Below are 24075 nucleotides of genomic sequence, written 5' to 3'. Positions count from 1 at the left end.
GGATCACGACGACAATGTTCTGATTAAATTGGAAAAGTCTTCTTTGATATCGTGGCTTTCTTCACGCAGCTGTTCAATCTTACGGCAGGCGTGCAGCACGGTGGTATGGTCACGGCCACCAAACGCATCGCCAATCTCCGGCAGACTGTGGTTGGTGAGTTCTTTCGCCAACGCCATCGCCATCTGGCGCGGACGCGCTACCGAACGAGAACGTCGTTTGGAGAGCAGGTCCGCCACTTTAATCTTGTAATACTCCGCCACCGTCTTCTGAATGTTGTCGATGGTGACCAGCTTTTCCTGCAATGCCAGCAGGTCGCGCAGCGCTTCACGCACGAAATCGATGGTGATCGCCCGGCCGGTAAAGTTGGCGTTGGCGATAACGCGGTTCAGCGCCCCTTCCAGCTCACGCACGTTAGAGCGTAGACGCTTGGCAATGAAGAACGCCACCTCACCGGGCAGACGAATGTCGTTTTCGTCGGCTTTTTTCATCAGGATAGCGACGCGGGTCTCAAGCTCAGGCGGTTCGATCGCCACCGTCAGCCCCCAGCCAAAGCGAGACTTGAGACGATCTTCTACGCCGTTGATCTCTTTCGGATAGCGGTCCGAGGTAAGGATGATCTGTTGATTGCCTTCCAGCAGGGCGTTGAAGGTGTGGAAGAACTCTTCCTGCGAACGCTCTTTGTTGGCGAAGAATTGAATGTCATCGATTAGCAGCGCGTCAACGGAGCGGTAGTAGCGTTTAAACTCTTCGATCGCATTGTTTTGCAGGGCTTTTACCATGTCCTGGACAAAGCGCTCGGAGTGCATATACACCACTTTCGCGTTCGGTTTACGGGCGATAATGCCGTTGCCCACCGCATGCAATAGGTGAGTTTTACCGAGGCCCGTACCGCCGTAGAGGAACAGGGGGTTATATGCGCCGCCGGGATTGTCCGCCACCTGACGCGCCGCCGCGCGGGCCAGCTGGTTCGACTTACCTTCAACGAAGTTATCAAAGGTGTGTTTAACGTTGACGTTGGAGCGGTAAGACGGTTCTGCGGGCGCCGGGACGTTATCCCAACCTGCGCGCGGGGCCGGGGCGACACGCGGGGCCTGCACCTGGGCGGTTTGCGCCGGAGCGCTGACGCTTGCCGTCTCTCTTAACGTTTGGGTCACGGGCTTGGTGCCCACCTCAAAACGCAGCTGCGGGACATCCGCACCGCAAAAATCATTCAACAGACCGTTGATGTTATTGAGGTATTTATCTCTCACCCAATCAAGTACGAAACGATTTGGCGCGTACAAGGCCAGCGTGTTATCGCTCAGTTCCGCCTGCAAAGGGCGGATCCACATGCTGAATTCTGTGGCTGGTAACTCATCCTGCAATCGGGCAAGACATTGCTGCCAAAGCGAAAGTGACACGGCGGACTCCACTCGAAAAAAGTCGATACACATCATCCTCCAGACAAACCTGTAGGCTACCTTCTGACGATCCTGCCGTCAGCGAAACGCAATGCTGTCGGGGATTCATTCAGCCGCTGCGCAAATGCAGCCCGAACGATGCTGTGTATAAGATTAAAAATTCGTGATTTTTGGCACACGTCGAAAAGACCCGATGCAAGCGGGTGACGCGCGAACCGCTATCTGCGGTTTTCAACGGCCTCTCTCAGACGCTGTGCTGAAAGAACGCGGTTATTTTCCCCTTTTACGATCCACCGATCGCGATCGGGCCGAGGATCATAGCGTAAACTGCGCCAGAGATCTTCTGTTTCTCACAGATTCTTCCCGATTTATCCACAGGGTGGATCCAGAAGCGCTAAGTGTAAACGATCCCGGCAAAGAGAAGGCACGATTTCCTTCGCATATTGGAAAAATTAATGACCAGCGACAAATTTCTGCTTAAATGATCTAACAAAGATCCAGGATGATCCTTGCGCTTTAATCGGCAGCCCGTATAATCCCCCACCCGGCGTGTACCGCTCGAATTTCGGTGAGGGACGCTGCCCATTTGCCGGGCAAAAAACAGCGGTCAAACGCGGTTTTTTACGCGGTAAATAAGGAAAGAGAATTGACTCCGGAGTGTACAATTATTACAATCCGGCCTCTTTAATCACCCATGGCTTCGGCATCCGTCGTTCGATTTTCGTTCGGATATCCAATAAAGCCATTGAATTTATTCAAGTTTAGGTAGAAATCGCCATGAAACGCACTTTTCAACCGTCTGTACTGAAGCGCAACCGTTCTCACGGCTTCCGTGCTCGTATGGCTACTAAAAATGGTCGTCAGGTTCTGGCACGTCGTCGTGCTAAAGGCCGTTCTCGTCTGACCGTTTCCAAGTAATAAAGCTAACCCCTCGAGTGGTTAAGCTAGCATTTCCCAGGGAGTTACGTTTGTTAACTCCCAATCATTTCACATTCGTCTTCCAGCAGCCACAACGGGCTGGCACGCCGCAAATCACCATCCTCGGCCGCCTGAATTCGCTGGGGCATCCCCGCATCGGTCTTACCGTCGCCAAGAAAAACGTTAAACGCGCACATGAACGCAATCGGATTAAACGTCTGACGCGTGAAAGTTTCCGTTTGCGTCAACATGAACTCCCACCCATGGATTTCGTGGTGGTGGCGAAGAAAGGGGTTGCCGACCTCGATAACCGTGCTCTCTCGGAAGCGTTGGAAAAATTATGGCGCCGTCACTGTCGCCTGTATCCCGGCTCCTGATAGGCCTCATTCGGGTCTATCAGCGCCTGATTAGTCCGCTACTCGGGCCGCATTGTCGTTTCACGCCAACCTGCTCTCAATACGGAATTGAGGCATTGCGCAGGTTTGGAGTGATAAAAGGCAGTTGGTTGACAGTGAAACGCGTATTAAAATGCCACCCTTTACACCCTGGTGGTGACGACCCCGTCCCGCCTGGACCATTTGATACCAGAGAACACTAACGATGGATTCGCAACGCAATCTTCTTATCATCGCTTTGTTGTTCGTGTCTTTCATGATCTGGCAAGCCTGGGAGCAGGATAACAATCCGCAGACCCAGCAGCAGACCACGCAGACTACGACCACAGCAGCGGGTAGCGCCGCCGACCAGGGCGTACCGGCCAGTGGCCAAGGAAAACTGATTACGGTTAAAACTGATGTGCTTGAGCTGACTATCAACACTCGCGGTGGTGATATTGAGCAAGCGCTGCTTCCGGCATACCCGAAAGCGCTGAAATCTGACGAACCGTTCCAGTTACTGGAAACCGCCCCACAGTTCGTCTATCAGGCACAGAGCGGCTTAACCGGTCGTGACGGCCCGGACAACCCGGCTAACGGCCCGCGTCCGCTGTATAACGTCGATAAAGATGCGTTTGTACTGGCCGATGGTCAGAACGAAATCGTCATTCCGCTGACCTACACCGATAAAGCCGGTAACGTCTTCACCAAAACCTTCACCCTGAAACGCGGTGATTATGCGGTGAATGTGGGTTACGACGTGAAGAACGCCAGCGACAAACCGCTGGAAGTGTCTACCTTCGGTCAGCTGAAGCAGACTGCGGCCCTGCCTACTGCGCGCGATACGCAGACCGGTGGCCTGTCTACCATGCACACGTTCCGTGGCGCAGCGTATTCAACGTCTGACTCCAAGTACGAAAAATACAAATTCGATACCATCGTTGATAACGAGAACCTGAACACCAACACCAAAAACGGTTGGGTTGCCATGCTGCAGCAGTACTTCACGACTGCATGGGTTCCGCAGAACAACGGTACCAACAACTTCTATACCGCTAACCTCGGTAATGGCGTTGTGGCTATCGGCTACAAGTCTCAGCCGGTTCTGGTTCAACCAGGCCAGGCAGATAAGCTGAACAGCACTCTGTGGGTCGGCCCGGCAATCCAGGACAAAATGGCTGCCGTTGCGCCGCACCTGGATCTGACCGTTGACTACGGCTGGCTGTGGTTCATCTCTCAGCCGCTGTTCAAACTGCTGAAATGGATCCATAGCTTCCTGGGCAACTGGGGCTTCTCCATCATCGTTATCACCTTTATCGTTCGTGGCATCATGTACCCGCTGACTAAAGCGCAGTACACCTCCATGGCGAAGATGCGTATGCTGCAGCCTAAGATTCAGGCCATGCGTGAGCGTCTGGGCGATGACAAACAGCGTCAAAGCCAGGAAATGATGGCTCTGTATAAAGCTGAGAAGGTTAACCCGCTGGGTGGCTGCTTCCCGCTGATTATCCAGATGCCAATCTTCCTTGCGCTGTACTACATGCTGAGCGCCTCGGTTGAACTGCGTCATGCGCCGTTTATCCTGTGGATCCACGACCTGTCTGCACAAGACCCGTACTACATCCTGCCGATCATCATGGGCGCGACGATGTTCTTCATTCAGAAGATGTCTCCGACCACGGTAACCGACCCGATGCAGCAGAAGATCATGACCTTTATGCCGGTCATCTTCACGGTGTTCTTCCTGTGGTTCCCGTCTGGTCTGGTGGTTTACTACATCGTCAGCAACCTGGTCACCATCATCCAGCAGCAGCTGATTTACCGTGGTCTGGAAAAACGTGGCCTGCATAGCCGCGAGAAGAAAAAATCCTGATTCGGTGTTAAGCACAAGCTAAAATGGAAGGCGGTCGAATGACCGCCTTTTTTATTTGCATCACAGTTGAGAAAAACCATGAGCCATAACGACACTATCGTCGCCCAAGCCACCCCACCGGGACGCGGTGGTGTGGGTATTCTGCGCATCTCCGGCCTGAAAGCACGTGACGTTGCTCAGGCGGTGCTGGGCAAGCTGCCGAAACCACGCTATGCCGACTATCTGCCGTTTAAAGATGCCGACGGCAGCGCGCTGGATCAGGGCATTGCGCTGTGGTTCCCCGGCCCGAACTCCTTTACCGGTGAAGACGTGCTGGAGCTACAGGGCCACGGCGGCCCGGTGATCCTCGACCTGCTGCTGAAACGTATTCTGATGCTACCGGGCGTACGTATCGCCAACCCGGGGGAGTTCTCCGAGCGCGCGTTCCTCAACGATAAGCTCGACCTGGCGCAAGCTGAGGCGATTGCCGACCTGATTGACGCCAGCTCCGAGCAGGCGGCCCGCTCCGCGCTAAACTCGCTACAGGGTGCCTTCTCGGCACGTGTTAACCACCTTGTGGAAGCACTTACTCACCTGCGCATCTATGTGGAAGCGGCTATCGACTTCCCGGACGAAGAGATCGACTTCCTTTCCGATGGAAAAATCGAAGCGCAGCTCAACGATGTGATTGCCGACCTCGATGCGGTGCGCGCCGAAGCGCGTCAGGGCAGCCTGCTGCGTGAAGGGATGAAGGTCGTGATTGCCGGTCGTCCAAACGCCGGGAAATCGAGCCTGCTGAACGCCCTGGCGGGCCGTGAAGCCGCGATTGTGACCGACATTGCCGGCACCACCCGTGACGTCCTGCGCGAGCATATCCACATCGACGGCATGCCGCTGCATATCATCGACACCGCAGGCCTGCGCGACGCTAACGATGAAGTGGAGCGTATCGGTATTGAACGCGCGTGGCAGGAAATTGAGCAGGCCGACCGCGTGCTGTTTATGGTTGATGGCACCACCACCAGCGCCACCGATCCGGCGGAGATCTGGCCGGACTTTATCGCCCGACTGCCGAAAAATCTGCCGATTACCGTGGTGCGTAACAAAGCGGATATTACCGGCGAGACGCTGGGTCTGAGCGAAGTGAATGACTACTCACTTGTGCGCCTCTCCGCGCGCACCGGCGAAGGCGTTGACGTACTGCGTAACCATCTCAAACAGAGCATGGGCTTCGAAAACAACATGGAAGGCGGCTTCCTGGCACGTCGTCGCCACCTGCAGGCGCTCTCCGACGCCGCAGAACACCTTCAGCAGGGCAAAGCGCAGCTGTTAGGCGCGTGGGCCGGTGAGCTGCTGGCAGAAGAGCTGAGGCTGTCTCAGCAGTGCCTGAGCGAGATCACCGGGGAATTTACCTCCGACGATCTGCTGGGGCGGATTTTCTCCAGCTTCTGTATTGGTAAGTAAGCAATCAAACCCGAATGCGCGTCAGTGAATTCGGGTTTTTACTTTCCGTCTTCCAGCTGCTAAAACCAGATAACCCCTCATGAAAAGGTTATCGAGATGGTCGCTGAATATACCTTAATCCCCACCGTTCCCTCCGCTGAGGACTTTTGCCGTCTGCGTAAAATTTCCGGCCTGTCCCCCCGCCCGCTGGATGCCGCAAAGGCCGGTCTGCCGCGCAGCTGCTACGGCGTGCATATCCTCTGGCAAGGTATGCCAGTCGGCATGGGTCGTATCGTTGGCGACGGCGCGCTGAACTTTGATATCGTGGACATCGCCGTCGACCCGGATCACCAGGGAAGAGGCCTGGGTCGCCAGATCATGGAAGCGCTTATCGCCTGGCTGGACGCTAACGCTTTTAAAGGCGCTTATGTGACCCTGGTGGCGGACGTTCCGGAGCTGTACGCCAAATTTGGCTTTGAATCCGTGCGTCCGGAAAGCGAAGGGATGGCGAGAGTCTGGAAGTAGATTTCCTTTCAGGCAATCACTGTTGTCCAAATGGCAACTCGTCGCCCCGCGCGACACCCCGTATGCTTAGCGCCACACTTTTCGTGAGGCCGCCATGACACGCTTTCTTCTTTGCAGTTTTGCCTTAGTTTTGCTTTATCCCGCCGGTATCGATATGTACCTGGTCGGGTTACCCCGCATTGCGGCTGATTTACAGGCCAGCGAGGCGCAGCTGCATATCGCATTTTCGGTCTATCTGGCGGGAATGGCGACCGCCATGCTGTTCGCCGGCAAGGTGGCCGACCAGTCCGGACGTAAACCCGTTGCCATTGTCGGTGCGCTGATTTACATCGCGGCTTCCGGCCTCTGCGCATTAGCGGAGAGCGGCACGCCATTTCTGGTTGGCCGTTTTATTCAGGGCGTCGGCGCGGGCTGCTGCTACGTGGTCGCATTCGCTATTCTGCGCGATACGCTCGACGATCGTCGCCGGGCCAAGGTGCTATCGCTGTTGAACGGTATTACCTGCATCGTACCGGTGCTGGCACCGGTGATGGGGCACCTGATTATGCTCAAATACCCGTGGCAGAGTCTGTTCTACACCATGATTGGCATGGGCGTTGTCGTGTGTCTGCTGTCCGTGTTTATTCTGCGTGAATCGCGCCCGAATGCGCTGGCTTCGTCTTCAAAACCCAGGGATGGCGCCGAGTCGCTGGTCAACCGCTTTTTCCTCAGCCGCCTGGCGATCACCACTCTCAGCGTGTCGGTTATCCTGACGTTTGTGAATACGTCTCCGGTGCTGCTGATGGAAGTGATGGGCTTCGACCGCGGCGAATACGCGACAACCATGGCAATGACAGCAGGTATCAGCATGGCGGTCTCGTTCTCTACGCCGTTCGCTCTGAGCCTGTTTAAACCCCGCACCCTGATGCTCACCTCACAAGCGCTATTCATGGCCGCAGGCATTGTATTAATCCTTGCCACGACGCACGCATTCACCCTCTTTGGGTTGACCTTGATCTGTGCGGGCTTCTCGGTCGGTTTCGGCGTGGCGATGAGCCAGGCGTTGGGTCCGTTCTCGCTGCGCGCAGGCGTCGCTAGCTCTGCGTTGGGTATTGCGCAGGTATGCGGTTCGTCGCTGTGGATTTGGCTGGCGGCTATCCTCGGTCTTGATGCGCTGAATATGCTGATCGGGATTCTGATTGGCTGTAGCATAGTGAGCATCATGCTGATTATCTCAGTTGCCCCTAACCGGTCCGCGCCTGCTCATGAAGAAATCACTCACCAGTCTCGATCTTAATCTACTGCTCTGCCTGCAGCTCCTGATGCAGGAGCGCAGCGTCACCAAAACCGCCAAACGGATGAACGTCACGCCGTCGGCGGTGAGCAAATCGCTGGCAAAACTGAGAACCTGGTTCGACGATCCGCTGTTTGTGAACACCCCGCTAGGGCTGACGCCAACACCGCTGATGTTTAGCATGGAGCAGAGCCTGGCGGAGTGGATGCAGATGGGCAATCAGCTACTCGATAAGCCGCATCATGAAACGCCGCGCGGGCTGAAGTTCGATCTGGTGGCCGAATCGCCGCTGATCATGATCATGTTCAACGCCCTCTCCAGGCAGATCTATCAACGTTATCCCCAGGCCACGATCAAAGTCCGTAGCTGGGACTATGATTCGCTGGATGCCATTATTCGCGGCGAAGTGGATATTGGCTTCACCGGTCGCGAAAGCCATCCACGATCCCGCGAGCTGTTAAGCCTGCTGCCGCTGTCGATCGACTATGAGGTGCTGTTTACCGATTTACCATGGGTGTGGCTGCGCGAGGATCATCCCGCGCTACAGGAAGAGTGGAATCTGGAGACGTTTCTACGCTATCCACACATCAGCATCTGCTGGGAACAGAGTGATACCTGGGCGCTGGATGATGTGCTTCAGGAGATGGGACGTGAGCGCAATATCGCCCTGAGTCTGCCGGGGTTCGAACAGTCGCTGTTTATGGCCGCTCAGCCGGAGCACAATATGCTGGCCACCGCACCGCGCTACTGCCGGTATTATAATCAGCTTCATCAGCTACCGCTGGTTGCTCGTCCTCTCCCCTTCGACGCTGCGCAACGAGATAAACTGCAGGTGCCGTTTACCCTACTATGGCATAAACGAAATAGTCACAACCCGAAAATAATTTGGCTGCGCGAAACGCTTAAAGCCTTATATCTCGCTGTTTCCTGATTTATTACTCGTAAAAATAGTCCATTTCAGTTAGGGGAAAGTGTAAAAGTCTCGTAATACCCCTTTTCAATCGCATTTTTAGGCAGTAAAACCTGATCATCAGTGTCGTAAATGATACTCTCCTCATCACCACAGTCCATTAATCACGGAGCGAAAAATGGCGACGCACTTTGCAAGAGGGATCCTTAAGGACGGGCATCTACTATCGGTACGGTTGTCCTCCACCAGTCATAACATCGCACGCCAGCTGCCGGCCCATCGCCGTACGCGCTACCTGGCTTCGCGCGCGCTGCTCGCCGAGCTGCTGTTTATGCTTTACGGCATCAGTGAATTACCGGAAATTGTCACGCCTGATGAGGGCAAACCGTACTTCAAAGAGAGCCATCTGCCTGATTTTTCCATTGCCTATGCGGGTAATATCGTCGGCGTCGCGCTGACCACCGAAGGGCACTGCGGCCTCGATATGGAGTTGCTGCGCGTACTGCGCAACACCCCGCAGGCCACCATCATGGAAAACTACCGTTTTACCAGCAATGAAAATCTGTGGATCAACAACCAAAACGACCCACATGAAGCGCGAGCCCAGCTGATTACGCTGCGCCAGAGCGTGCTCAAAATGTCCGGCGACGTGAACCACGATTCTCCGCAAATGCTCCAGCTACTGCCGGGTTCCGGTCGCCTGCGTTCGGCCAATACCGATCATCTCGAAGCTATCTGCGATGCGGAAGACGTGCTGGTATGGTCACTATGCGCTTCGCCGGCGATTGAAAAGCTGAAGGTGTGGGAGTTCGACGGTAAATACGGCTGGCGCAGCTTGCCCGACGCGCAGACGCGGGCCAACGAACCGGCGGCAAGGTTGATGAGATTCACCAGCCTACCGGCAGAGAAAGCGCTTATACTCAACTGATTCGGCTGGAAAACAGCCTCATGATGCAAAGGAGTAGTCATGTCAGAAACGTTGAAAGTAGTTACGTTATTGGGAAGCCTGCGCAAAGGTTCATTCAACGGCATGGTGGCACGCACCCTGCCTAAGATCGCCCCGGCGGGCATGAGCGTTTCCGCGCTGCCGTCAATTGGCGATATTCCGCTGTACGATGCCGATCTCCAGCAAGATGAAGGCTTCCCGCAGAGCGTGGAAGCGCTGGCTGAGCAAATTCGCCAGGCCGATGGCGTGGTCATCGTCACCCCTGAATATAACTATTCCGTTCCGGGCGGGTTAAAGAACGCCATCGATTGGCTGTCGCGTCTGCCGGACCAGCCGCTGGCAGGTAAACCGGTGTTGATTCAGACCAGCTCAATGGGCGCAATCGGCGGCGCGCGCTGCCAGTATCACCTGCGTCAGATTCTGGTGTTCCTCGATGCGATGGTGATGAACAAGCCGGAGTTTATGGGCGGCGTGATTCAGAACAAAGTCGACCCGCAGCTGGGCGAAGTGATTGAGCAGGGAACGTTAGATCATTTGACCGGTCAGCTGACCGCATTTGGCGAGTATATTCAGCGCGTTAAAGCGTAAGTTCTTTAAAACCCTCGCCCGATGGGCGAGGGTTCATTTCATCAGTGTGCGTCAATAAACACAATCTTCAGCACGAACAGCAGTGCGACAACAATCACGCACGGGCTGAGGTCGCGGAAACGACCGGTACCGATTTTCATCACGCAGTAAGAGATAAAGCCCAGCGCAATACCTTCGGTAATGGAGAAGCTGAACGGCATCATCACGGCGGTAATAAACGCCGGAACGGCTTCGGTCAGGTCATCCCACTTCACGCGTGACAGGCTGGAGGTCATCAGCACCCCAACGTAGATCAGCGCGCCCGCGGCTGCGTAGCCCGGCACCATGCCCGCCAACGGCGACAGGAAAATCACCAACAGGAACAGAATACCCACGACAACCGCCGTCAGGCCTGTACGACCGCCCACGGAAACGCCGGAGGAAGATTCGATGTAGGCCGTCACGGAAGAGGTACCGATAAAGGAACCGGCTACCGAGGAGACGCTATCGACAAACAGCGCCTGCTTCATGCGCGGGAACTTACCTTTCGCATCAGCCAGGCCCGCTTTATCGGTCACGCCGATCAGGGTACCGGAGGAGTCGAACAGGTTTACCAGCATGAAGGAGAAGATAACGCCCGCCAGACCAAGGTTAAACGACCCGGCCAGATCGACATGGCCCACGACGGTAGTAATGCTCGGCGGCGCGGAGACAATACCGCTGTAATGCACATCGCCCAGCATCCAGCCCAGCAGGGTGGTCACGATGATAGAGACCAACACCGCCGCGTGAATATTGCGCGAAGCCAGAATGGCGATAATAAAGAAGCCCAGCACGCCCAGCAGCACGCTGTGTGAAGTCAGGTTACCAATGGAAACCAGCGTGTCCTGGTTTGCGACAATCACGCCAGCATTTTTCAGGCCCATCATGCCGATGAACAGACCGATACCGCTGGTGATACCGACGCGCAGGCTCACGGGGATATTGGCAATCATCCAGTAGCGGACGCGGAAAATGGTCAACAGCAGCAGGCCGACAGCGCCCCAGAAAATGGCGCCCATCCCTACCTGCCACGGCAGGCCCATCGCCTGCACAACCACGAACGCGAAGAAGGCGTTCAGACCCATCGCTGGCGCCAGCGCCACCGGCAGGTTAGCAAATACGCCCATCAGGATACTGCCGAGCGCCGCAATCAGACAGGTGGTCACGAACACCGCGCTGGTGTCCATTCCGGCCACGCCAAGAATTTGCGGGTTTACAAACACGATGTAGACCATCGTCAGGAAGGTGGTGAAACCGGCGATCACTTCGGTGCGTGCCGTCGTGCCGTGCTCGCGCAGTTTAAACACGCGCTCCAGTATCCCCTGGCCGGAAGCCGGGGTGGTGTGTTGTTGACTCATTATCAATTTCCGCAGACAAGGAAGGAAAATTCGTCGCTATCCTATACCAAAATGCGACAATAGGCGCGGTTGTGAGATACTTTTTTTCATTGATTTTGCTTATACGGCAACGATTGCGTCTCTCAATTCAGCATTACGTAAACGTTAAACTTGTTAAAAAGGAAATGACATGTCCGGAGTTGAAGCGGTTTTTTTCGACTGTGACGGTACGCTGGTCGACAGCGAAGTGATCTGTTCACGGGCCTACGTCCACATGTTCAAGACATTTGGCATCACGCTCGATCTGGAAGAGATTTTTAAACGTTTCAAGGGCGTAAAGCTCTACGAGATCATCGATATCATCAACGCCGAGCACGGGGTGAACCTTGCCCGGGCGGATTTAGAACCGGTTTATCGCGCCGAGGTCGCACGCCTTTTCGACTCGGAGCTGGAGGTGATTGCCGGGGCTAACGCATTGGTCGATTCCGTAGCGATTCCGATGTGCATCGTTTCCAACGGCCCGGTCAGCAAAATGCAGCATTCGCTGGGCAAACTGGGCATGTTGCATTATTTCGAAGACAAACTGTTTAGCGGTTACGATATCCAGCGCTGGAAGCCGGATCCGGCGCTGATGCACCACGCGGCAAAAGCGATGAACGTCAACGTCGAGAACTGCATCCTCGTGGACGACTCCAGCGCAGGCGCGCAGTCGGGTATTGATGCGGGGATGGAGGTGTTCTATTTCTGCGCCGATCCGCACAATAAGCCGATTAACCACCCGAAGGTGACGACGTTTACCGATCTGGCGGAGTTGCCGGCACTGTGGAAGGCCCGCGGCTGGGATATTACGCAATAACGGTGTTGCCCGATAGCGCTACGCTATCGGGTATTCTTGTCGCCCTCTCAGGCGAGCGCCGATGCAGCGGCTTTATCCGCAATCACCGTTAATGACGGATGAAGTTGCAGCACTGAAGCAGGAACCGCTTCAGTTACCGGGCCTTCAAGCATCTGTTTAAGCGCCTGCGCTTTTCCCTCACCGCTGACTATGATGATCAGGTTTCTCGCCGCCATAATGCTTTTGGGTCCCATCGTGACATAGCTGTCAGGAGCCAACGAATAATCGCCACCCAATTCTCCATGCACGACGATATCGACCATTTTGCCCTCAATCGGCACTTCGGTTGTCAGATCGTGGAAATGTGTCGTTCCGGGAAGATTACCGCAAAAATGGCTGTCGGCGCCCAATCCCATCAACACCAGATCCAGGCCGCCATCGCGGGCGATTTTACCGTCATGATCCCGGTAATTATCAAGCGTCAGCTGCTGAATATTCCCTTCATTAATGCCCGCCGGGGTAAAAAATAGCTTCCGCAGGTTGGTGATCGTCACGCCATCCCCTGATTTTCCACGAAACGGGATCTCATCAAAGTTATAAAAATAGCAATGTGAATACCACGGTTTGCCCTGCACCGCCTCGATGACATACTGGTACATCTGCTTTGGCGTATTGCCCGCAGTAACCGCCAGATTCATCCGTCGTGACCGTGACATGTAGCCCAGCAGGTGCTGCGCGGCGATCCGACTCATCTCGGCATAATCTTCCGTTACGATTAATTTCATCTCATCCATTCCTTGAGGTTCACACGGGGCCTGCGACCCGGCCCCTGAACAACAATTATTGTTTAAAGATTTTCTGTACAAACGCAGCATAGGCCGGACGCCAGACGTCCATTTCATGATTCAGGCCCGGGTATTCATGATATTCAAAGTGGATCTGTTGTTTCTCCAGTTCGGCTTTCAGCCCGGCGATATCTTTACCGGTCACCACGTCCTTATCACCGACGGCTACCGTGAAGTTACGCAGCTGCTTGTTGATAGCCTGCGGGTCTTTGAAGCGCGCGCTGACACCGTCATTCGGCACCGTAGTGGTGGTCACGCCGCTAAAAGTCGCCAGCCAGCCAAAGCTCTCCAGGTGATTCATCCCGGAAACCAGCGCCTGATAACCACCTTGTGACAGCCCGGCCAGTGCGCGTCCATCAGCATCCTTGCGCACGTTAAAACGCTGGTCAATCAGCGGAATAATATCGTGCATCAGCTCGCTGTCAGCGGCCTTCGCGTTGAGAGGATAAAACGACTTACGCCGATCCTGTGGGACAAAATCCTCCGGCACGATCCCTTGCGCATCGGTTTCAGTATCGGGGACGACAACCAGCATAGGTTCAATCTTGCCCTCCGCCAACAGATTATCCATCATCTGCGTAATACGCCCCTGGTCGATGGCTGAGCGACCTGAATCGCCAAAACCATGATAGAAATAGAGCACAGGTAACGGTTTGCCCTGGCCGTTATAACCCGGTGGGGTCCAGACAAACATCTGACGCTCGGATTTTAAGGCGCTGGAGTGATAGGTCACGGTAATGAGATCACCGTGCGGAACGGCCTTCACATCCAGAATACTGCCCGGTACCAGAATCAGGCTGGTGTTGATCTGCCGCTGTGGTTTTTGCTCGCGGCTGCCGGTATCGATAGTACGGAAACCATCAACGTCGAAATAATACTCATAGAGATTGGGTTTCATCTGGTCACTTTTCCACGTCCAGATACCTTGATCATCTTTGGTCATATCATGTGAGGCAATACTGTTTACCGTCGCGCCCGTTACCACTGAGACGCGTTTTGCGTCCGGCGCAAACAAACGAAAAGTAATACTGTTATCGGCGTTAACCTGCGTCACATACTGGCTAACGGGGATCGCTGCGCTCGGCGCAACTGGAAACGGCGCAGCATTAACGTTAAACGCGGCACCGGCCAGCGCTAACACGAAGTAAATGGCATGTTTTTTCATCTTTATTCCTTGTAGAGTTTCCCTGCTTTACCACCAGATCTCGGCCTGCGCGCCAACGGCAAATTGATCGTTTTTACCATCTTCAAAAACGCTATCGACATTATTCGCGGCTTTATCCAGGTCGGTATCTTCGGCCTTAATATAGGTGGCGTAAAAACGAATTTCCGGGCGGGAAGTCAACATACTGGTATTGACTTTAAAGGTATGGAAGAGCGTGGTTTTGTAACCGGATTCGTCGTACTTCTTACCCTTCATATCTTTGTTTTGTTGGGTAAAGTAACCCAGCTCGATGCCAGTCTGGTTATATTGATCCCAGATATAGGCCGGGCGAATCACCGCGCGAATAGATTCAAAATCGGTATGTGCTCCGGTTTCATAACTGTACACATCGTTACCGAAGGAATAGACCAACGCGTTAGCCACAATAAAATGATCGCCAACATAAGCTTCGCCCTGTGACGTTAAGCGTACGGCAGTACCGTTGGTGTGATCGCCATAGTACCTACCGTTAAACGTGGTATACGGGCTGGACCCCGCATAGCGCGAGAAGCTGCTGGCAATGGAGTTATTTGCCATCAACGCTGAGAATTCGTTAAAGCCACCTTTATCGAATTTCTGCGTCAGCGTGGTGCCAAACATCCAGGTGTCTTTCCACTCGTAGAAATCGTTGTTGTCCTCATTATATTTCTCCGATGCGCTCTGGTTGGCCGCCACGTAACGCCCGGAGAGCATCAACGTGGCTTTATCCCACAGCGGCAGATCTTTGTAGCGAATATCCAGGGTATTGGTATTGATCTGCTGTTTATTTACCAGCGCACGGTCGTAATCGTCGACATCCTCACGTACCAGCGCGATATCAAATTTACCCGGACCAACCTGCCAGTTTTCCAGACCAACGCCGGCCGCCGCATCCGTACGCTGCGTTTTCCAGTCCAGCATCTGTATTTCAATCTTCGGTGCGCCATGCTTGCCGACCCAGAAATCCGCCTCCGACGCGAACGGCAGGAAACCCTGAGTGGTGACGTACATATCGGAGAACTGCATATAGTTTTCCCCCCCAGCGTTATCACCGAACCAGCCGGTGGAGTACTGCTGACCAACATTACCATCCATCATCACGATGGCATCAACGCGCTTATTACCTTCGTTATACACGCGCTGCTTCAACTGCAGATCGAACCAGCCGCTGTATTCGTTGCCCAGACGTCCCAGCGAGCCAATAGCCCAGGATTTCGGCGAACCGTGGGAGGCGGAGCCCCAGCCGGAACGGTAGTAGCCGTTATAACTAAAGCCAATTTCATCCTTCACGAAACGGCTAAAGTCCTTCATGGTCATCGACGAGTACATCGTCTCGCTACCGTCGGCATTTGGGGTTTCGGTTTTCACCAACACCGCGTCGGGTTTGGTTGTGGTTTTTACCGTTGGCGCCATCACGGTCGGGGTGGTGGAGACGGTAATATTGCGCTTGTATGCCTCCGCTTTATATTTATTTAACTCCTTTTGCGTATCCTTTAACGCCTGTTCGAGTAGTTCAAGACGTTGTTCGACGGTTAATGATTCGGCATAAACCTGAAATGAAAACGAGAGTGGTACCATCAATAATATGGCAGAGGTAATCAGATTTTTTTTAAACATAATATCCCTTTATATAATTAATAATGAAGATAGAAATAACACTCCGGATAATTTTGGCAAACAGGCGTCTACTGAAATGAATTAACGCTTCAGTGGCGAAATATTATTTTCCTACTGGATAATGGAGAGTAGTGGCTCCTGAACATTTACTGTTTTCATATTTAAAGGCAGGACATCGGTATAATCATCGCTATTGCTAATTAATATCGGTGTGGTTAAATCGAACCCAGCAGCCGCGATAGCATCGGCATCAAACGTCAGCAAGCGATCGCCCACCTCAACATCATCACCAATTTGCACATGCGCGGTAAAATATTGTCCATTGAGTTTTACCGTATCAATGCCAACGTGAATCAGCACCTCAACGCCATCGCTGGATTCGATACCGATAGCATGCAGCGTTGCGAATAGAGAAGCCACTCGACCTTTCACCGGCGAATGCACCTCCCCCTGCGTCGGGATAATCGCAACGCCTTTACCCAATAGCCCGCTGGCGAAGGTCGCGTCAGCCGCGGATGAGAGTGGAACCACGTTTCCAGCCAGCGGTGCCGCAACCGTCTGCGGGCTTACGCGGTGAGCGGCAGGCGCGGGCATGACAACCTGAGCATCCGATCTGTTTTGTCGACTCAACGCCAGGTAAAAAATAACCGTTCCAGCAAACGCGCCCAAGATCGCAATGACCGCGCCAATTACGCTCGCCCAAACGGTAAAATCAATACCGGTTGGCGGAATGGTTTGCATAAAGGTGAAAATGCTGGGAATCCCGAAGGAATAGACTTTTGTTTGCGCAAAACCGATAACGCCAGCCCCGATAGCACCACTCACGCAGGCAATTATAAACGGGTATTTGCGCGGCAGATTGACGCCATATACCGCAGGTTCCGTAATGCCAAACAACCCGGTTAGCGCCGCGGACCCGGCAACCATTTTTTTAGACCCATCACGCTCACACAGAAAGATGGCCAGCGCCGATCCGACCTGCGCCATAATCGCAGGCATCATTAACGGCAACATGGTGTCGTAGCCGAGTACGGTAAAATTGTTAATACACAGCGGCACTAACCCCCAGTGTAGGCCAAACATGACGAAGATCTGCCACAGCCCGCCCATGACCACACCGGCGAACCAGGGTGCGGCATGATAGAGATAGAGGTAACCCGCCGCAATCAGCTCGCTCACCCATGAGGAAAGTGGGCCAACCACCAGGAAAGTGACCGGGATAATCACCACCATGCACAACAGCGGGGTGAAGAAGTTTTTAATCGCCGAGGGGAGCCAGGCATTAAGTTTTTTCTCCATCAAGCTGCAAAGCCAGGCGGAGAAAATTATTGGAATCACCGATGAGGTGTAGTTGATGAAGGTGATGGGTAGGCCAAAAAAGTGTAGTACTGTCGTATCCGGCATCTGTGCGCTCTCAAAGGCACGCAGAATAATCGGGTGTACCAGCGCACCGCCAATCACCATGGTCAGAAACGGGTTGCCGCCAAAGCGTTTTCCCGCGGTATAGCCGAGAATAATCGGGAAGAAATAGAACAACGAATCGCTGGCGCTGAACAGTAGCAAATAGCTGCCGCTCTGCTCGGTTGTCCACTGGCAGGCCAGCGCCACCGCCAGCAGCCCTTTCAGGATCCCCGTTGCCGCCAGTAGGCCGATTAGCGGTGTAAAAATCCCGGAGATGATAAAGACAAAACGGCTTAATAAGCTGTCTTTGGCATCGCCTTCCACGGCGGCCTGAGAGCCAGTATCTAAACCAATCAATGCGTTAACGGCAATAAAAACATCCGCAACATGGTTACCAATAACCACCTGAAACTGGCCGCCGCTTTCTACAACCATGATAATGCCCGGGGTCTTTTTCAGTATATCTGCGTGCGCCTTGCCGATATTCTTTAGCTTAAAACGTAGGCGCGTGGCGCAATGCATCAGGCTGATGATGTTGTCCCTACCCCCAACTCCAGCCACAATTTTTTGGGCTAATTCCGTCATGTGTGATCCTCAACCGCGATGCGGCAATCAAAAAAAAACCTGAAGAAAATCACCCCCTCTCAGAGATAATTTTCTTCAGGTTTTGCCCGCCCAGGCGGTAACAATGCTGAAGTTAAGACAGCGATGTACGATTAATTATCTTTGCGAACCCGCTCAATATTGATAGCCAGAAACATAATTTCTTCCGACGTCGTTTCCCGCTGGTACTGCTGGCGGATAAAAGCAGAAATCCGTTCCGCACACTCCCAGGCATCAAAATAGTTCTGTTTCACGGCTTGCTGTAATTCCCAATTTTCATCCCCCACTGAAGCATGTTCAATAATACGGTAGGCAAAGAATTTTAAATGCGTAACGAGCCGCTGATAGCTCAGACTCTCTTCCTGATAATTAATGGAAAACTGAAACTTAATCAGTTGCAGCATTTCTCGCATTAACTGGGTGATCTCTTTTACATCCTCCATATTGCCGCGCATCTGCGCACTTACCAGGTGCATGGCAATAAAGCCCGCTTCATCCCTGGGTAGTTGTACACCGAGGCGCTTATGAATCACCACCAGCGCCTCTTCACCCAACTGAAACTCCTTCGGATACAGACGTTGGATATCCCACAATAGCGCGTTTGGTAACACGATACGCTTATGGGCACGCGCGATCGCAAACTGACAGTGATCGGTGAGCGAAATGTAGATACTGTCTTGCAAATGCCCCAATCGCTCGCGAGAGTTCGAAATAATGACATCGCAGGTGGTCATAATATCGAGTGGGATACGACTTAGCAGTTCACTTAAATGTCGAGTCAATTCATGAGTGCTTAATGCATACTCTTTTTCAATACCACAACCATTAATATGGTCACCTACGCGCTTCTGAAAACCAATGCCCCGGCCCATGACAACTTTCTCGCATTGATTTTCGTCGGTTACGACTAAAACATTATTATTTAACACTCTGGCGATCTGCATAATCATCTGTATGACCTTTTTTAAAGACAAAAAACCCGATATTGTCAGCGCTAGCTGACGCAATCAGGTTTTGCCTGCAAATGCAGTAACAATCCAGTCATTAAAAACAGCGTGAGTTTGGTTTTTTATAAATATAAATTGAAGTGGATTTTTGTATTTAACCGCATTAAATGCAATGACAAATGTGATAAATTGTGATTAGTATCGATAATATTACATTCATATTATTTTAGGAATTTATAAATATAATATAGAGGAATATATATTAGTATTTCTATTACATAGTCCTCTCTCCTGTCAGGAGAGAGGACTATGACGTTACTCTTTCGGATCTTTCCCCGCCAGCAGCTTATCCAACTCATCGCCGCCCACGTGACGGAAATCTTGTCCCTTCACGAAGTAGAAGATGTATTCGCAAATATTCTGGCAGCGGTCGCCGATACGCTCGATAGAGCGAGCGCAGAACAGCGCGGTCAGCACGCTTGGAATGGTGCGCGAGTCTTCCATCATGTAGGTCATCAGCTGACGCACGATGCCTTCATATTCCTGGTCAACTTTCTTGTCTTCACGGTAGATACGAACCGCTTCGTCGAGATCCATGCGCGCGAACGCATCCAGCACGTCGTGCAGCATCTGCACGGTGTGGCGGCCCAGCGACTCCAGGCTGACCAGCAGCGGCTGGTGCTGCTGGGAGAATTTCTCCAGCGCGGTGCGGCAAATTTTGTCCGCTACGTCGCCAATACGTTCCAGCTCGGCGATAGTTTTGATAATCGCCATCACCAGACGCAGGTCGCTCGCAGTTGGCTGACGCTTGGCGATAATGCGCACGCAGGCTTCGTCGATCGCCACTTCCATCATGTTGACGTGCTTATCGCCATCGATAACGCGCTTCGCCAGTTCGCTATCCTGGTTGTGCATCGCGGTAATCGCATCAGAAAGCTGCTGCTCAACCATGCCGCCCATGGTCATCACCTGGGTGCGGATGCTCTCCAGTTCTGCGTTGAACTGGCCGGAAATATGTTTATTAAGGTTCAGATTGTCCACAACGCGCTCCTGAATCAACCGTAACGACCGGTGATGTAATCTTCTGTTTGTTTCTTCGCGGGCTTGGTGAACAGATCGTCCGTGTTGCTGAACTCAATCAACTCGCCCAGGTACATAAACGCCGTGTGATCGGAACAACGCGCAGCCTGCTGCATGTTGTGGGTGACGATAACGACGGTGTAATCCTCTTTCAGCTCGGTGATCAGCTCTTCGATACGCCCGGTGGAGATTGGGTCAAGGGCTGAACACGGCTCATCCAACAGCAGCACTTCCGGGCGAATCGCAATACCGCGCGCGATGCACAGACGCTGCTGCTGACCACCGGAGAGAGAGTACCCGCTCTGGTGCAGTTTATCTTTGGTTTCATTCCATAATGCGGCCTTGGTCAAGGCCCACTGCACGCGTTCGTCCATGTCGGTACGCGACAGTTTTTCAAACAGACGCACGCCAAAAGCAATGTTGTCGTAGATGGACATCGGGAACGGCGTCGGCTTCTGGAACACCATCCCAACCTTGGCGCGCAGCAGCGCGATATCCTGGGTGTTGGTGAGAATATTGTCGCCATCCAGCAGGATTTCGCCATCCGCACGCTGCTCCGGGTAGAGCTCAAACATCTTGTTGAAGGTACGCAGCAGCGTTGATTTACCACAGCCCGACGGGCCGATAAACGCCGTCACCTGGTTTTTGGCGATATCCAGGTTGATGTTCTTCAGGGCATGGAATTTGCCGTAGTAGAAGTTCAGGTCACGAACTGAAATTTTACCCGGAGTCGTGTTAACCATACTCATCTCAATCTCTTCCTCATCATGCCTGATGGCGCGCAGCTTTCAGGCCTACATATATGTCAACCGTAGGCCGGATAAGGCGTTTACGCCGCCATCCGGCAAGGTATTAAACTTAACCGTGTTTCTTCTTGGCGAAAATAACGCGCGCCAGAATGTTCAGCAGCAATACGCACAGCGTGATAATCAGCACCCCGGCCCAGGCCAGTTGCTGCCACTCCGCAAACGGGCTCATCGCAAATTTAAAGATGGTTACCGGCAGGTTGGCGATAGGCTGCATCATGTCGGTGCTCCAGAACTGGTTCGAGAGTGCCGTAAACAGCAGCGGCGCTGTTTCACCGGCGATACGCGCAATAGCCAGCAGGATACCGGTCATAATCCCGGAGACCGACGCTTTCAGCGTAATCGCGGAGATCATCTTCCACTTTGGCGTACCCAGCGCATAGGCGGCTTCACGCAGGCTGTCCGGCACCAATTTGAGCATGTTCTCGGTGGTACGAATAACGATCGGTACCTGCAGCAGCGCCAGCGCAATCACGCCCGCCCAACCGGAGAAGTGCTGCATTTGCGCCACGACGATGGTGTAGACGAACAGGCCCACGACGATCGACGGTGCGGAAAGCAGAATGTCGTTAATAAAGCGGATGACTTCGGCGAGCCAGGATTTACGTCCATACTCGGCGAGGTAAATACCCGCCATAATGCCCAGCGGCGTACCAAACACGGTCGCCCACAGAATCAGCAGGCCGCTGCCCGCCAGGGCGTTCGCCAGACCGCCGCCTGCGGTATTTGGCGGTGGCGTCATTTCGGTAAACAGCGCCAGGGACATCCCGTCGATACCACGGGTGATGGTGGCCATCAGGATCCACACCAGCCAGAACAGGCCGAAGATCATGGTCGCCATCGACAGCGTCAGCGCGATACGGTTCTTCATGCGGCGTCTGGCCTGCATTTTGCGACGGGACTCAGCCAGCGCAGCGGTGTTTTGCATTTCCAGCGTTGCCATTAGCGTGCCCCCTCATTCTTCGCCAGACGCATAATCATGAACTTAGATGCCGCCAGCACGATAAAGGTAATCGCAAACAGGATCAGACCCAGTTCCATCAGCGCAGAAACATGCAGGCCGGATTCCGCTTCGGCAAATTCGTTCGCCAGCGCGGAGGTAATGCTGTTACCCGGCATATACAGTGACGCGCTGTCGAGCTGGTAGGTGTTGCCGATGATAAAGGTGACCGCCATGGTTTCACCCAGCGCGCGGCCCAGACCGAGCATCACACCGCCGATCACGCCATTTTTGGTGAACGGCAGGACGATACGCCAGATAACTTCCCAGGTGGTGCAGCCGATACCGTAGGCCGACTCTTTCATCATCACCGGGGTTTGTTCGAACACATCACGCATTACGGCAGAGATATAGGGGATGATCATGATGGCGAGGATAACCCCAGCCGCCAGGATACCGATACCAAAGGCCGGGCCGGAGAACAGCGCACCGACAAACGGGATGTTAGAAAGGATATTGCCGACCGGCTCCTGGAAGTAGGTCGCGAACAGCGGCGCGAAGATAAACAGGCCCCACATGCCGTAAACGATACTGGGAATGGCCGCCAGCAGTTCAATCGCGATGCCCAGAGGGCGTTTAAGCCAGTTTGGTGCCAGTTCGGTCAGGAAGAGAGCGATGCCGAAACTCACCGGAACGGCGATCAGCAGGGCGATAACGGAGGTCACGAGCGTACCGTAAATCGGTACCAGCGCGCCGTAAATGTCGTTAGGCGCATCCCACTCTTTGGTCCACAGGAAGGCGAAGCCGAACTTCTCCATACTGGGCCACGAGGAGATCACGAGAGAGACGATAATCCCGCCCAACATCAATAGCACAATCAGCGCAGCCAGTCTTACCAGCGCGCTGAATATCATGTCACCCTTTTTACCCGGTGGGTTAAAAGCAGGCTTAGTTGCAGCCATAAATCACTCTTTCCAGTTTAAAATCCGCCACGACATTTACAGCTGCCCGGCGTTCCCGCCGGGCGACCGTAATCAGTACAGCGCTTTACCGCTGCTGTCTTTTACGTTGGTCTTCCATGCAGCACGAACCTGCTCAACCACGCTTTCCGGCAGAGAAGCATAATCAAGCTCGTTCGCCTGCTTGCCGCCGTTTTTGTATGCCCAATCAAAGAACTTCAGCACTTCAGCGCCCTGCTCAGGTTTCTTCTGCTCTTTGTGTACCAGGATGAAGGTGGTGGAAGTAATCGGCCACGCGTTGTCACCCTTCTGGTTGGTCAGGTCCTGCGCGAAGGTTTTGCTCCAGTCAACGCCCTTAGCCGCGTTAGCGAAGTTATCTTCGGTCGGGCTAACCGGTTTGCCGTCGGCAGAAACCAGTTTGGTGTAAGCCAGGTTGTTCTGCTTGGCGTAAGCGTATTCAACGTAGCCGATAGAGCCAGGCAGACGCTGTACGAACGCCGCGATACCGTCGTTGCCTTTACCGCCCAGACCGGTCGGCCAGTTTACGGTAGAGCCCGCGCCAATTTTCGATTTCCACTCTTCGTTCACTTTAGACAGGTAGCTGGTGAACACGAAGGAGGTACCGGAACCATCAGCACGACGCACAACGGCGATGTTCTGAGAAGGCAGCTTAACGCCTGGGTTCAGTTTGGTGATGGCTTCGTCATCCCACTTCTTGATTTTGCCCAGGTAGATGTCCCCCAGCGTTTTACCGTCAAGCACCAGCTCGCCGGATTTCAGGCCAGGGATGTTAACGGCCAGCACCACACCGCCGATCACCGTCGGAAACTGGAACAGGCCTTCCTGAGCCAGTTTTTCGTCAGACAGCGGGGCATCGGATGCGCCGAAATCAACGGTATTTGCAGTAATTTGTTTTACGCCACCGGAGGAGCCGATACCCTGGTAATTCACTTTATTACCGGTTTCTTTGTTGTAGGTATCAGCCCATTTGGCATACACCGGCGCTGGGAAAGTTGCACCCGCGCCTGTCAGGCTTGCTGCTGCAAATGCAGAGAAAGCGCTCATCGATAAGGTCGCGGCGACAACAGTTGCGACAGTGGTACGCATAACTTTCATAATGTCTCCTGCAAGAATCCGTAAATGATTGTTTAGTGGCTACGAGGAGCAAAATAGGACAATCAGGTGACAGTTATATGTAAGGTTTATGACAGTTTAATGACACAGAAACACCTATAAAAAACAGGATAATTAAAACCATTAAAATCAGTTAG

Annotated in this window: 23 protein-coding genes; 11 read left to right on the top strand and 12 right to left on the bottom strand. The window is 53.5% G+C overall.

Annotated features, from left to right (window positions below):
• Positions 1 to 3: 3 nt before the first annotated feature.
• The gene (gene dnaA, locus M989_RS00720; RefSeq protein WP_064540812.1) at positions 4 to 1401 is read right to left on the bottom strand and encodes a chromosomal replication initiator protein DnaA; all 1398 of its coding nucleotides are present in this window, start codon (positions 1399 to 1401) and stop codon (positions 4 to 6) included.
• A gap of 777 nt (positions 1402 to 2178) precedes the next feature.
• Between dnaA and rpmH the strand changes: the two genes are divergently transcribed.
• The 10 genes from rpmH (at position 2179) to M989_RS00680 (ending at position 10230) form a co-directional block, all read left to right on the top strand.
• Complete coding sequence (gene rpmH / locus M989_RS24190) at positions 2179 to 2319, top strand: 50S ribosomal protein L34 (protein ID WP_003849659.1); 141 nt, start codon at positions 2179 to 2181, stop codon at positions 2317 to 2319.
• A gap of 17 nt (positions 2320 to 2336) precedes the next feature.
• Positions 2337 to 2696, top strand: a complete 360-nt coding sequence (gene rnpA, locus M989_RS00715; RefSeq protein ID WP_064540669.1) for a ribonuclease P protein component — start codon at positions 2337 to 2339, stop codon at positions 2694 to 2696.
• Positions 2660 to 2917, top strand: coding sequence for a membrane protein insertion efficiency factor YidD (gene yidD / locus M989_RS24185; RefSeq protein WP_074398703.1), 258 nt, complete (start codon positions 2660 to 2662; stop codon positions 2915 to 2917). Before rnpA ends, yidD begins: the two co-directional genes overlap by 37 nt.
• Positions 2918 to 2919: 2 nt before the next feature.
• Positions 2920 to 4566 carry a membrane protein insertase YidC gene (yidC, locus tag M989_RS00710; protein ID WP_064540666.1) on the top strand — a complete coding sequence of 549 codons (1647 nt, stop codon included), beginning with the start codon at positions 2920 to 2922 and terminating at the stop codon, positions 4564 to 4566.
• 78 nt (positions 4567 to 4644) lie between these two features.
• Positions 4645 to 6009 carry a tRNA uridine-5-carboxymethylaminomethyl(34) synthesis GTPase MnmE gene (gene mnmE / locus M989_RS00705; RefSeq protein ID WP_064540662.1) on the top strand — a complete coding sequence of 455 codons (1365 nt, stop codon included), beginning with the start codon at positions 4645 to 4647 and terminating at the stop codon, positions 6007 to 6009.
• A 96-nt stretch (positions 6010 to 6105) separates the two neighbouring features.
• Complete coding sequence (locus tag M989_RS00700; RefSeq protein WP_064540659.1) at positions 6106 to 6513, top strand: GNAT family N-acetyltransferase; 408 nt, start codon at positions 6106 to 6108, stop codon at positions 6511 to 6513.
• A gap of 94 nt (positions 6514 to 6607) precedes the next feature.
• Positions 6608 to 7789 carry an MFS transporter gene (locus tag M989_RS00695; protein WP_064540656.1) on the top strand — a complete coding sequence of 394 codons (1182 nt, stop codon included), beginning with the start codon at positions 6608 to 6610 and terminating at the stop codon, positions 7787 to 7789.
• Positions 7758 to 8717 (top strand): HTH-type transcriptional regulator YidZ, encoded by a 960-nt coding sequence (gene yidZ, locus M989_RS00690; protein WP_064540652.1) that lies wholly within the window; start codon positions 7758 to 7760, stop codon positions 8715 to 8717. The genes M989_RS00695 and yidZ overlap by 32 nt, the downstream gene beginning before the upstream one ends.
• Positions 8718 to 8874: 157 nt before the next feature.
• Positions 8875 to 9624 (top strand): 4'-phosphopantetheinyl transferase family protein, encoded by a 750-nt coding sequence (locus tag M989_RS00685; protein ID WP_064540649.1) that lies wholly within the window; start codon positions 8875 to 8877, stop codon positions 9622 to 9624.
• Between the two features lie 39 nt (positions 9625 to 9663).
• Positions 9664 to 10230, top strand: a complete 567-nt coding sequence (locus tag M989_RS00680; RefSeq protein ID WP_064540646.1) for an NADPH-dependent FMN reductase — start codon at positions 9664 to 9666, stop codon at positions 10228 to 10230.
• A gap of 41 nt (positions 10231 to 10271) precedes the next feature.
• Here the strand turns inward: M989_RS00680 and M989_RS00675 are convergent, their stop codons facing one another.
• Entirely contained in the window at positions 10272 to 11609 is a 1338-nt protein-coding gene (locus M989_RS00675; RefSeq protein ID WP_064540643.1) for an NCS2 family permease, read from the bottom strand.
• 169 nt (positions 11610 to 11778) lie between these two features.
• On the opposite strand from M989_RS00675, the gene yieH reads away from it, so the two are divergent.
• Positions 11779 to 12444 (top strand): 6-phosphogluconate phosphatase, encoded by a 666-nt coding sequence (gene yieH / locus M989_RS00670; protein ID WP_064540640.1) that lies wholly within the window; start codon positions 11779 to 11781, stop codon positions 12442 to 12444.
• Positions 12445 to 12491: 47 nt separating this feature from the next.
• Here yieH and M989_RS00665 read toward each other — a convergent pair whose 3' ends face one another.
• From M989_RS00665 to pstS, 10 genes are all read right to left on the bottom strand, one after another.
• Positions 12492 to 13208, bottom strand: a complete 717-nt coding sequence (locus M989_RS00665) for a glucosamine-6-phosphate deaminase (RefSeq protein ID WP_064540637.1) — start codon at positions 13206 to 13208, stop codon at positions 12492 to 12494.
• Positions 13209 to 13263: 55 nt separating this feature from the next.
• On the bottom strand, positions 13264 to 14433 hold the full coding sequence (locus M989_RS00660; RefSeq protein ID WP_064540634.1) for an esterase: 1170 nt from the start codon (positions 14431 to 14433) through the stop codon (positions 13264 to 13266).
• Between the two features lie 27 nt (positions 14434 to 14460).
• A complete protein-coding gene (locus tag M989_RS00655) occupies positions 14461 to 16068 on the bottom strand; it encodes a carbohydrate porin (RefSeq protein ID WP_064540631.1) in 1608 nt (535 codons plus the stop codon).
• A gap of 111 nt (positions 16069 to 16179) precedes the next feature.
• The gene (gene bglF / locus M989_RS00650) at positions 16180 to 18054 is read right to left on the bottom strand and encodes a PTS beta-glucoside transporter subunit IIABC (RefSeq protein WP_064540628.1); all 1875 of its coding nucleotides are present in this window, start codon (positions 18052 to 18054) and stop codon (positions 16180 to 16182) included.
• Between the two features lie 131 nt (positions 18055 to 18185).
• A complete protein-coding gene (gene bglG / locus M989_RS00645) occupies positions 18186 to 19022 on the bottom strand; it encodes a transcriptional antiterminator BglG (protein WP_064540625.1) in 837 nt (278 codons plus the stop codon).
• A 312-nt stretch (positions 19023 to 19334) separates the two neighbouring features.
• Positions 19335 to 20060: a phosphate signaling complex protein PhoU gene (gene phoU / locus M989_RS00640; protein WP_012907987.1), complete on the bottom strand. Its 726-nt coding sequence runs from the start codon at positions 20058 to 20060 to the stop codon at positions 19335 to 19337.
• A gap of 14 nt (positions 20061 to 20074) precedes the next feature.
• Positions 20075 to 20848 (bottom strand): phosphate ABC transporter ATP-binding protein PstB, encoded by a 774-nt coding sequence (gene pstB / locus M989_RS00635; RefSeq protein WP_064540623.1) that lies wholly within the window; start codon positions 20846 to 20848, stop codon positions 20075 to 20077.
• 109 nt (positions 20849 to 20957) lie between these two features.
• Positions 20958 to 21848: a phosphate ABC transporter permease PstA gene (gene pstA, locus M989_RS00630; protein WP_064540620.1), complete on the bottom strand. Its 891-nt coding sequence runs from the start codon at positions 21846 to 21848 to the stop codon at positions 20958 to 20960.
• Complete coding sequence (pstC, locus tag M989_RS00625) at positions 21848 to 22807, bottom strand: phosphate ABC transporter permease PstC (RefSeq protein ID WP_064540617.1); 960 nt, start codon at positions 22805 to 22807, stop codon at positions 21848 to 21850. Before pstC ends, pstA begins: the two co-directional genes overlap by 1 nt.
• Positions 22808 to 22879: 72 nt before the next feature.
• Positions 22880 to 23920, bottom strand: coding sequence for a phosphate ABC transporter substrate-binding protein PstS (pstS, locus tag M989_RS00620; RefSeq protein ID WP_064540614.1), 1041 nt, complete (start codon positions 23918 to 23920; stop codon positions 22880 to 22882).
• Positions 23921 to 24075: the final 155 nt, after the last annotated feature.

The sequence above is a fragment of the Kluyvera georgiana ATCC 51603 genome (genome assembly GCF_001654985.1).
Lineage (GTDB): Bacteria > Pseudomonadota > Gammaproteobacteria > Enterobacterales > Enterobacteriaceae > Kluyvera > Kluyvera georgiana.
The sequence above is the reverse complement of the archived record's forward strand: the minus strand, read 5'-3'. Positions and strand labels throughout refer to the sequence as shown.

Bases quoted from the DNA above. Each gene is read 5' to 3' on its own strand.
- rpmH (WP_003849659.1), top strand. From the start codon at position 2,179: ATGAAACGCACTTTTCAACCGTCTGTACTGAAGCGCAACCGTTCTCAC.
- yidD (WP_074398703.1), top strand. From the start codon at position 2,660: ATGGCGCCGTCACTGTCGCCTGTATCCCGGCTCCTGATAGGCCTCATT.
- yidC (WP_064540666.1), top strand. From the start codon at position 2,920: ATGGATTCGCAACGCAATCTTCTTATCATCGCTTTGTTGTTCGTGTCT.
- mnmE (WP_064540662.1), top strand. From the start codon at position 4,645: ATGAGCCATAACGACACTATCGTCGCCCAAGCCACCCCACCGGGACGC.
- M989_RS00700 (WP_064540659.1), top strand. From the start codon at position 6,106: ATGGTCGCTGAATATACCTTAATCCCCACCGTTCCCTCCGCTGAGGAC.
- M989_RS00695 (WP_064540656.1), top strand. From the start codon at position 6,608: ATGACACGCTTTCTTCTTTGCAGTTTTGCCTTAGTTTTGCTTTATCCC.
- yidZ (WP_064540652.1), top strand. From the start codon at position 7,758: ATGAAGAAATCACTCACCAGTCTCGATCTTAATCTACTGCTCTGCCTG.
- M989_RS00685 (WP_064540649.1), top strand. From the start codon at position 8,875: ATGGCGACGCACTTTGCAAGAGGGATCCTTAAGGACGGGCATCTACTA.
- M989_RS00680 (WP_064540646.1), top strand. From the start codon at position 9,664: ATGTCAGAAACGTTGAAAGTAGTTACGTTATTGGGAAGCCTGCGCAAA.
- M989_RS00675 (WP_064540643.1), bottom strand. From the start codon at position 11,609: ATGAGTCAACAACACACCACCCCGGCTTCCGGCCAGGGGATACTGGAG.
- yieH (WP_064540640.1), top strand. From the start codon at position 11,779: ATGTCCGGAGTTGAAGCGGTTTTTTTCGACTGTGACGGTACGCTGGTC.
- M989_RS00665 (WP_064540637.1), bottom strand. From the start codon at position 13,208: ATGAAATTAATCGTAACGGAAGATTATGCCGAGATGAGTCGGATCGCC.
- M989_RS00660 (WP_064540634.1), bottom strand. From the start codon at position 14,433: ATGAAAAAACATGCCATTTACTTCGTGTTAGCGCTGGCCGGTGCCGCG.
- M989_RS00655 (WP_064540631.1), bottom strand. From the start codon at position 16,068: ATGTTTAAAAAAAATCTGATTACCTCTGCCATATTATTGATGGTACCA.
- bglF (WP_064540628.1), bottom strand. From the start codon at position 18,054: ATGACGGAATTAGCCCAAAAAATTGTGGCTGGAGTTGGGGGTAGGGAC.
- bglG (WP_064540625.1), bottom strand. From the start codon at position 19,022: ATGATTATGCAGATCGCCAGAGTGTTAAATAATAATGTTTTAGTCGTA.
- pstB (WP_064540623.1), bottom strand. From the start codon at position 20,848: ATGAGTATGGTTAACACGACTCCGGGTAAAATTTCAGTTCGTGACCTG.
- pstA (WP_064540620.1), bottom strand. From the start codon at position 21,848: ATGGCAACGCTGGAAATGCAAAACACCGCTGCGCTGGCTGAGTCCCGT.
- pstC (WP_064540617.1), bottom strand. From the start codon at position 22,807: ATGGCTGCAACTAAGCCTGCTTTTAACCCACCGGGTAAAAAGGGTGAC.
- pstS (WP_064540614.1), bottom strand. From the start codon at position 23,920: ATGAAAGTTATGCGTACCACTGTCGCAACTGTTGTCGCCGCGACCTTA.